Annotated in this window: 7 protein-coding genes and 1 pseudogene; 6 read left to right on the top strand and 2 right to left on the bottom strand. The window is 68.0% G+C overall.

From position 1 onward, the window contains the following. Together I0Q12_RS32345 and I0Q12_RS07935 are read right to left on the bottom strand one after the other, a co-directional pair. Nucleotides 1-1,259 (bottom strand): molybdopterin-dependent oxidoreductase (locus tag I0Q12_RS32345; RefSeq protein ID WP_231610242.1); only part of this gene is annotated, 1,259 nt, incomplete at its 3' end. A 4-nt stretch (nucleotides 1,260-1,263) separates the two neighbouring features. Continuing rightward, on the bottom strand, nucleotides 1,264-2,106 hold the full coding sequence (locus tag I0Q12_RS07935; RefSeq protein WP_197251411.1) for a glucose 1-dehydrogenase: 843 nt from the start codon (nucleotides 2,104-2,106) through the stop codon (nucleotides 1,264-1,266). A 96-nt stretch (nucleotides 2,107-2,202) separates the two neighbouring features. On the opposite strand from I0Q12_RS07935, the gene I0Q12_RS07930 reads away from it, so the two are divergent. From I0Q12_RS07930 to I0Q12_RS32340, 6 genes and pseudogenes are all read left to right on the top strand, one after another. Then, complete coding sequence (locus I0Q12_RS07930; RefSeq protein WP_197251410.1) at nucleotides 2,203-3,018, top strand: enoyl-CoA hydratase/isomerase family protein; 816 nt, start codon at nucleotides 2,203-2,205, stop codon at nucleotides 3,016-3,018. 55 nt (nucleotides 3,019-3,073) lie between these two features. Then, a complete protein-coding gene (locus I0Q12_RS07925; protein ID WP_197251409.1) occupies nucleotides 3,074-4,111 on the top strand; it encodes an LLM class F420-dependent oxidoreductase in 1,038 nt (345 codons plus the stop codon). Next, nucleotides 4,108-5,595: an acetyl-CoA acetyltransferase gene (locus tag I0Q12_RS07920; protein WP_197251408.1), complete on the top strand. Its 1,488-nt coding sequence runs from the start codon at nucleotides 4,108-4,110 to the stop codon at nucleotides 5,593-5,595. Before I0Q12_RS07925 ends, I0Q12_RS07920 begins: the two co-directional genes overlap by 4 nt. Nucleotides 5,596-5,669: 74 nt before the next feature. Then, nucleotides 5,670-5,987, top strand: a complete 318-nt coding sequence (locus I0Q12_RS07915; RefSeq protein ID WP_197251407.1) for a hypothetical protein — start codon at nucleotides 5,670-5,672, stop codon at nucleotides 5,985-5,987. Beyond that, nucleotides 5,984-6,427 (top strand): Zn-ribbon domain-containing OB-fold protein, encoded by a 444-nt coding sequence (locus I0Q12_RS07910; protein WP_197251406.1) that lies wholly within the window; start codon nucleotides 5,984-5,986, stop codon nucleotides 6,425-6,427. Before I0Q12_RS07915 ends, I0Q12_RS07910 begins: the two co-directional genes overlap by 4 nt. Further along, a pseudogene (locus I0Q12_RS32340) lies at nucleotides 6,424-7,018 on the top strand (transporter); the annotation flags it as partial. The gene I0Q12_RS07910 and the pseudogene I0Q12_RS32340, both read left to right, overlap by 4 nt.

Here is a 7,018-nt window from a genome sequence, read left to right as displayed (position 1 = left end):
ACGATCAGCTCGACACTCGCCAGAGCCCGGCGGAGTTCTTGCTCGCCGCCCACCGACAACAGCGGGTTGCCGGAGATCACGATCAACGCCCGAATGGGATCGTCCGGATTCTCGATGTACTCCGCGAGCCGCGCCGCGGGAAGATCCCCGCCGACGGTGCGGGTCTCTCCGAGGCTGCTGGAGAAGAACGGATCCTCGCGCCTGCGCTTCGAGTTCTGCACGACGTCGGTCATGCCGCGAGAGTAGATGTTGCCGCCGCGCCTGCCGAGGTTGCCGGAGAACAAGCTGATCATGTTGAGCATCCAGTACGCCAGCGCGCCCTGACGTCCTTGGTTCACGCCGGTCGCCATGTAGATGCTCGCCGTGGGCGCGGCGCAGAAGTCGTCGGCGACCTGCCTGATGGTGCCGGCTTCGATGCCGGTCACCGCGGCCACCCGCTCGGCCGGATAACGCCGCACGAATTCGAGCAGTCCGTCGATGTTGCGTGCGTGCTTCTCGATCTCGGTGCGGTCGTATCCGATCCGGAAGACGATCTCGTGCAGCATCGCCGCGAGGAAGTAGAAATCGGTGTCCGGTTTGATCAACAGCACGTCGCCGGTGTCCGGTCCCGACGACTCGATCCGCCGCGGGTTGACGAAGAGCACGGTCCCACCCCGGCGCTTCACCGCCTTGATCTTCCCCATCGGGTCCGAGACGTGCATCAGCGTCATGTGCGAGACCTGAGGATTGCTGCCCAGGCAGAGGAAGTAGTCGGTGTGCAGCAGATCCGGGATCGGGTGGGCCATCGATGTCCCGTAGATCGCCTCGCTCGCAGCGTATTTCGCGGAGGTGTCCTGGGTGCCGGCGCTGAAGCGCATCCGGGTGTCGAATCCGCGTGCGAGCGCCGCGGCGTTGGCGTAGTAGGTGCCGTTGAACGCCGACGGGTTGCCCTGGTAGATCGCCAGTGAATTGCGTCCGTGCCGTCGGCGGATGTCTTCGAGGCGGGCGGCGATCTCGCCGACGGCATCGTCCCAGTCGACCGGTTCGAAGTCGCCGGCCTCGGTCCTGCGTGGATTCGTGCGTCTGAGTGGCCGGTCGAGGCGGTTCGGATCGTCGTGCACCCGGAGATAGTGCACACCTTTGTGGCAGGAGAAGCCCTTGTGGACGGGATGGTCCTGGTCCGGTTGTAACCGGACGACCCGATCGTCCTCGACATCGGCGACGAGACCGCAACCCGGTTCACAGATGCGGCAGAAGGTGTGGACCCGGCGCGCGGTCATCCGGTCATCCACCGACCGTCGCGGCGCGCGACGACGCCGCGAGGGCTTCCTCTCGATAGTTGGACGGCCACTTCTTGCCGAGGGTCAGGCCGCCGTCGACCCCGAGGGTCTGGCCCGTCACGAACTCGGCGTCGTCGGAGGCGAGGAACGCCGCGGCGTGGGCGAGGTCCTCGGGTTCGCCCGCGCGGGGGATGGGCTGGAAGTTCGTCAGGCTGCGCCGCACGGCCTCGACACTGCGATCGAGCGCGTCGTCCTCGAGTCCGGCGCCGTGGCCGACGATGCGGGTGGCGACGCCGCCGGGGACCAGAGCATTGACGCGGATCCGGAACTCGGCCAGCTCTACTGCTGCGGTTCGGGTCAGTTGCAGCACAGCGGCTTTCGCTGCGCTGTAGGGGTGCGGACCGAACCCGGTGCGGACGCCCGCGACGCTCGAGACGTTGATGATGCTGCCGGATCCCTGCTCGCGCATGACCCGCGCGGCGTGTTTGGTCCCGAGGAACACGCTGCGTGCCAGCACCGCGAATCCGTTCTCCCACTCCTCGAGCGTGGTGTCCTCGAGGAACGTCCACGCGCCCACGCGGCCCGCGTTGTTGACCATGCAGTCGAGCCGGCCGAACCGGTCGACTGCGAGCGCGACGGCGGCTTCCACCTCGGCTTCGTTGCGCACATCGGTGTGCAGGTAGACGCCGCGGTCACCGAGTGCGGAGGCGACGGCCTCGCCGCGTGCGTCGTCGATGTCTGCGACGACCACACGGGCCCCACGCTGGGCGAACGTGTGCGCGGTCGCGGCGCCGATTCCGCTCGCAGCTCCGGTTACCACGGCCACCTTGCCGTCGAGGTTCGTCATGGGATTCCTTCGGTCGTCCGTACGCGGTTTCCTTGAGCTTTTAATCTAAAGCCATTAGCCTGCGTGTGTCGAGCACTTAGTCCCTTGGAGAGTGATATGTCCGATGCGAAACCGATCCTGACCGAGCGACCCCGGCCGGGTGTGCTCGTGATCCGGCTGAATCGCCCGGACGAGCTGAACGCCATGAACGTCGACCTCATCGACGCCTTGCACGAGGTGCTCGCCGAGGTGCGCGACGATTCGACCACCCGCGCGATCGTCCTCACCGGCGAAGGCCGGGCCTTCTGCGCCGGACTGGACCTGCGCGGATACGGAACGCCGCCGGGTGCCACGGAGGGTGAGGGTCGCGCGCAACTCGGACTGCGGGTGCAGAAGCACATCGCGGGTCTCGTCGACGACTTCCGCAGCGCGCGGCCGCCGGTCATCGCCGCGGTCAACGGGGCTGCGGCGGGCGGCGGCATGTCGCTCGCACTGATGGCCGACATTCGCATCGCGTCGGAATCCGCGGTGTTCCACGCCGCGTTCATCCGCCGCGGCCTGTCCAATTGCGATATCGGCATGAGCTGGCTGCTGCCCCGCATGATCGGGTTCTCCCGGGCCGCGCAGATCATGCTCACCGGCCGTTCGATCGACGCCGGCGAGGCCGAACGCATCGGCCTCGTCTCGTCCGTCGAACCTGCCGACGCACTGCTCGACGTCGCGTTGGACACCGCCGAGGCCATCGCGCAGAACAGCCCGTTCGGGGTGTGGATGACCAAGGAAGTCATGTGGTCGAACCTCGAGACGCCCAGCCTGCGTGCCGCGATCGACCTCGAGAACCGCACCCAGATCCTCAGCTCGCTGACCCGGGACCACAGGGAGGCCGTCGTCTCCTTCCTCGAGAAGCGTCCCCCCGAGTTCCGGAACCACTGACCATCGGCCGACGCCGGCTCGACCAGAACACACGTAGCAGAAGTAGCGAGGCAGCATGAGAGTAGGAATCGCCGCAGGTTATTGGGGGTCGGGCCCGCCGCGGCACGTCGAGCGGATGCTCGCCGAGGCCGAGGCGCTCGGGGTCGACAGCTTCTGGACCGCCGAAACGTACGGGTCCGACGCGCTGACGCCGCTGGCGTGGTGGGGCGCGCAGACGTCGACGATCAAGCTGGGCACCTCGGTGTGCCAGATGTCCGCCCGCACACCGACGGCGCTGGCGATGGCTGCGCAGACCCTCGACCACCTCAGCGGCGGCCGCGTGATCATCGGTATCGGCGCCTCGGGACCGCAGGTCGTCGAAGGCTGGTACGGGCAGCCGTACCCGCGGCCCCTCGAACGCACCCGCGAATACATCGAGATCATGCGCCAGGTGTGGGCGCGGGACGAACCGGTGACCTACTCGGGACGGCACTATCAGCTTCCCCTGCAAGGCGGAACGGGACTGGGGAAGCCGCTCAAGTCGATCGTGCACCCGCTGCGCAACGACATTCCCGTCTACATGGGTGCCGAGGGACCGAAGAACGTGGCGCTGGCCGCCGAGATCGCCGACGGCTGGACACCGCTGTGGTTCTCGCCCAAGAGCGACGAGTTCTACCGCAAGGCACTCGCCGAGGGGTTCGCCCGGGAAGGCGCACGCCACACGGCCGACGACTTCGAGGTCGCGAACGTGTGCTGGCTCGTCGAGAACGACGATGTGGAGAAGGCCGCGTCCCGGCTCAAGCCGACGGTCGCCCTGTATGCGGGCGGCATGGGCGCCAAGGGCGCGAACTTCCACAACGACGTGTTCGCGCGCATGGGCTGGGGCGAGGTCTGTGCCGAGATCCAGGAGCTGTACCTGAGCGGGCGGGCCGATCTCGCCGCGCAGGCCGTGCCCACCGAGATGGTCGAGGACGTCGCGCTCGTCGGTCCCGCGGACAAGATCATCGAAGAGATCGAAACCAAGTGGAAGCCGACGTGTCTCACCACCCTCATCCTCGGTGGGTGGCCGAAGCCGGAGAACCGTAAGCGCATTCTGGAGGCGGTGCAGTCGTGAGTCTGGATCCGAGAACCCCCATCCTGGTCGGCGTCGGCCAGGTCAACGAGCGCGACGGTGGCATCGAACCCGTCGATCTGATGGTGCGTGCCGCGCGCGCGGCGGCCGACGATGCCGGTTCGGCGCGACTGCTCGAGCTTGTCGATTCGGTCCGTGTGGTCGGGTTGCTGTCCTGGCGCTACCGGGATCCGGGTGCGCTCGTCGGGGAGCGCATCGGCGCGACTGTCCGGCACACCGGTTACTCGGGCAACGGGGGCAGCACGCCGCAGGTCCTCGTCAACGGTGCCGCCGAGGACATCGCCGCAGGGCGTGCCGACGTCGTGCTCATCGGTGGTGCCGAATCCTGGCGCACCCGAACGAAGTTGCGCGCGCAGAAGCAGCGCCCGGAATGGACGGTGCAGGACGAGTCGGTGCCGGCCGCCGAAATCATGGTCACCGACGTGCCGATGGCCGACGAGAGCGAACGCCGGATCGGTCTGGACCGGCCGTCGTACGTCTATCCGCTGTTCGAGCAGGCGCTGCGCGTGTCGGCGGGGCGCTCGGTCGCGGAGCACCAGGACTTCATCGGCGGGTTGTGGTCGCAGTTCAGCAAGATCGCGGCGACGAACCCGAACGCGTGGGTGCAGCGCGAGTACACCGCCGCGGAGATCGCGACCCCGTCGCCGGACAACCGGATGATCTCCACGCCCTACACGAAGCTGCTGAACTCGAACAACATGGTCGATCAGAGCGCGGTGCTGCTGCTGTGCTCGGTGGAGACCGCCACCCGGCTCGGAATTCCGCAGGAGCGCTGGGTCTTTCCGCAGTCCGGCACCGAATCGCACGACACCTACGCGATCGCCGAACGCGGTGCGCTCGACCGGTCCCCGGCGATCCGCATCGCGGGCGCGCGGGCCCTCGAGCTCGCGGGGATCGGGCTCGACGACGTCGCGCACGTGGACGTGTACTCGTGTTTCCCCTCGGCGGTGCAGGTCGCGGCGAACGAGCTCGGTCTCGCCCTGGACGACCCGGGCCGGCCCCTCACCGTGACCGGTGGCCTGACGTTCGGCGGCGGACCGTGGAACAACTACGTCAGCCACTCGATCGCGACGATGGCGGCGCGGCTGCGCGAGTCTCCCGGCTCGTACGGCCTGGTCACCGCCAACAGCGGGTACCTGACCAAGCACGCGATGGGCGTGTACCGGTCCGAACCACCGGCCGGCGGCTTCCGGCGTCTGGACGTGCAGGCCGAGGTCGACGCGCTCCCCACGACGAAGGCGCTGCTGTCCTGTACGGGCACGGCGTCGGCGGAGTCGTGGACCGTGGTGTACGGCCGCGACGGCGCCCCGGAGCGCGGTTTCCTCGCAGCCCGCACCGCCGGTGGTGAGCGGACGCTCGCCGCGACCACGGACGCCGACGATCTCGCGCGCCTCGTCGAGGACGATGTCGCAGGCAGGCAGGTCGTCGTCTCGGAGGACGGGCAGTTCCGGTTCGCCCGACGTTGACGGCTTTTATCTAAAGACATAAGGTTAATGCCACTGACACGACGGTCTCGTGTCACGAAAGCGAGGAGTTCACAATGTCTGTCGAAGACTTCCGCGCCCTGTACGAACAGCACGTGGGCTACGTCGTCGCCGGAAACATGAAGGCCGCCCTGGCCGACATGGTGCAGGAGAACATTCCGCAGGTCTTCGACGGCGTCGACGCCCCGCGCGCGGCCGCCCAGGGTTTCGAGATCAAGGACGTGCGTGCCGAGGGCGACCTGATGGTGGGCGAGACCGTCTACGACATGGGCGACCGCTCGATCGGGCTGCGCTCCATCTGGGAACTCCGCGACGGACGGTGGCTGGCCGCGAAACTCGAGAACTTTCCGACAGGAACGGACGCGAACGCATGACGACGACCGAACCATGGGGGCCCGCTCCCGACGGGCTCGACCGGCCCTACTGGGAAGGCCTCCTCGAAGGTGAGCTGCGGCTGCAGCGCTGCACCGGGTGCGGCACCTGGATCTGGGGCCCGCAGGCCATCTGCGGCACCTGCCACGGCTTCGACATCGGCTGGGAGACAGTGGAACCCGTCGGTACCGTCTACAGCTGGAATCGCAGCTGGTACCCCTACATGGACGAATACGCCGACAAGCTTCCCTACGTGACGGTGCTCGTCGAACTGCCCCACGCCGGCGGCCGCCGGGTACTGGGCATCCTCACCGACGACATCGACGCGAACCCCGAGATCGGCGACCGCGTCGTCGGGGTGTTCGAGCACACCGAGGGCGCGACCTGGCCGTTGCTGCGCTGGCGTCGCACCGGCACGACCGAAGAAGGAGAACAGCGATGAGCGCGGGCAACATGCGCGGGGCCGCTGCGGTCGTCGGCGTCGCCGAACAGCACTATCGCCGCGGCGAGGCACCGCACAGCGAGAAGCGGATGACCCTCGAGGTCATTCTCGAAGCGTGCGCCGACGCGGGCATCAACCCCCGCGAGATCGACGGCTTCGTCTCCTACGCGGGCGGTCCCAACGACGGCGCCATCATCGGCGGCGCGCTGCTGATCGACGAACTCCGCTGGTCGAACATGATGTGGGGCGGTGGCGGTGGCAGTGTCGCCGCCGCGATCACGAACGCCGCTGCCGCGATCGCCACCGGTCAGGCCGAGTGCGTCGTGGTGTACCGCGCCATGTCGCAGGAGGACACGGGCCGGCTCGGGTATGCGAAGTACCACTACGGAAGCCACTTCCTGGCCCACGGCATCGGCTCGCCCGCACAGATCTGCGCCATGCGCACCCAGCGGATGCTCGAGCACGGCGGCGTGCCGCGCAGCGCGATGCGCGCGCTGGTGCTCGCCGCGTACCAGCACGCGCAGAACAACCCGACCGCACAGGGTTACGGCCGGCCCCTCGACGAGGACACCTACGAGAAGTCCCGGTTGA

Origin of the sequence: Rhodococcus sp. CX (assembly GCF_015865005.1) — a bacterium.
In the GTDB taxonomy this organism is placed as follows: Bacteria; Actinomycetota; Actinomycetes; order Mycobacteriales; family Mycobacteriaceae; genus Rhodococcus.
Note: the sequence above shows the minus strand (reverse complement) of the source record. Positions and strands in the feature narration are given on the sequence as shown.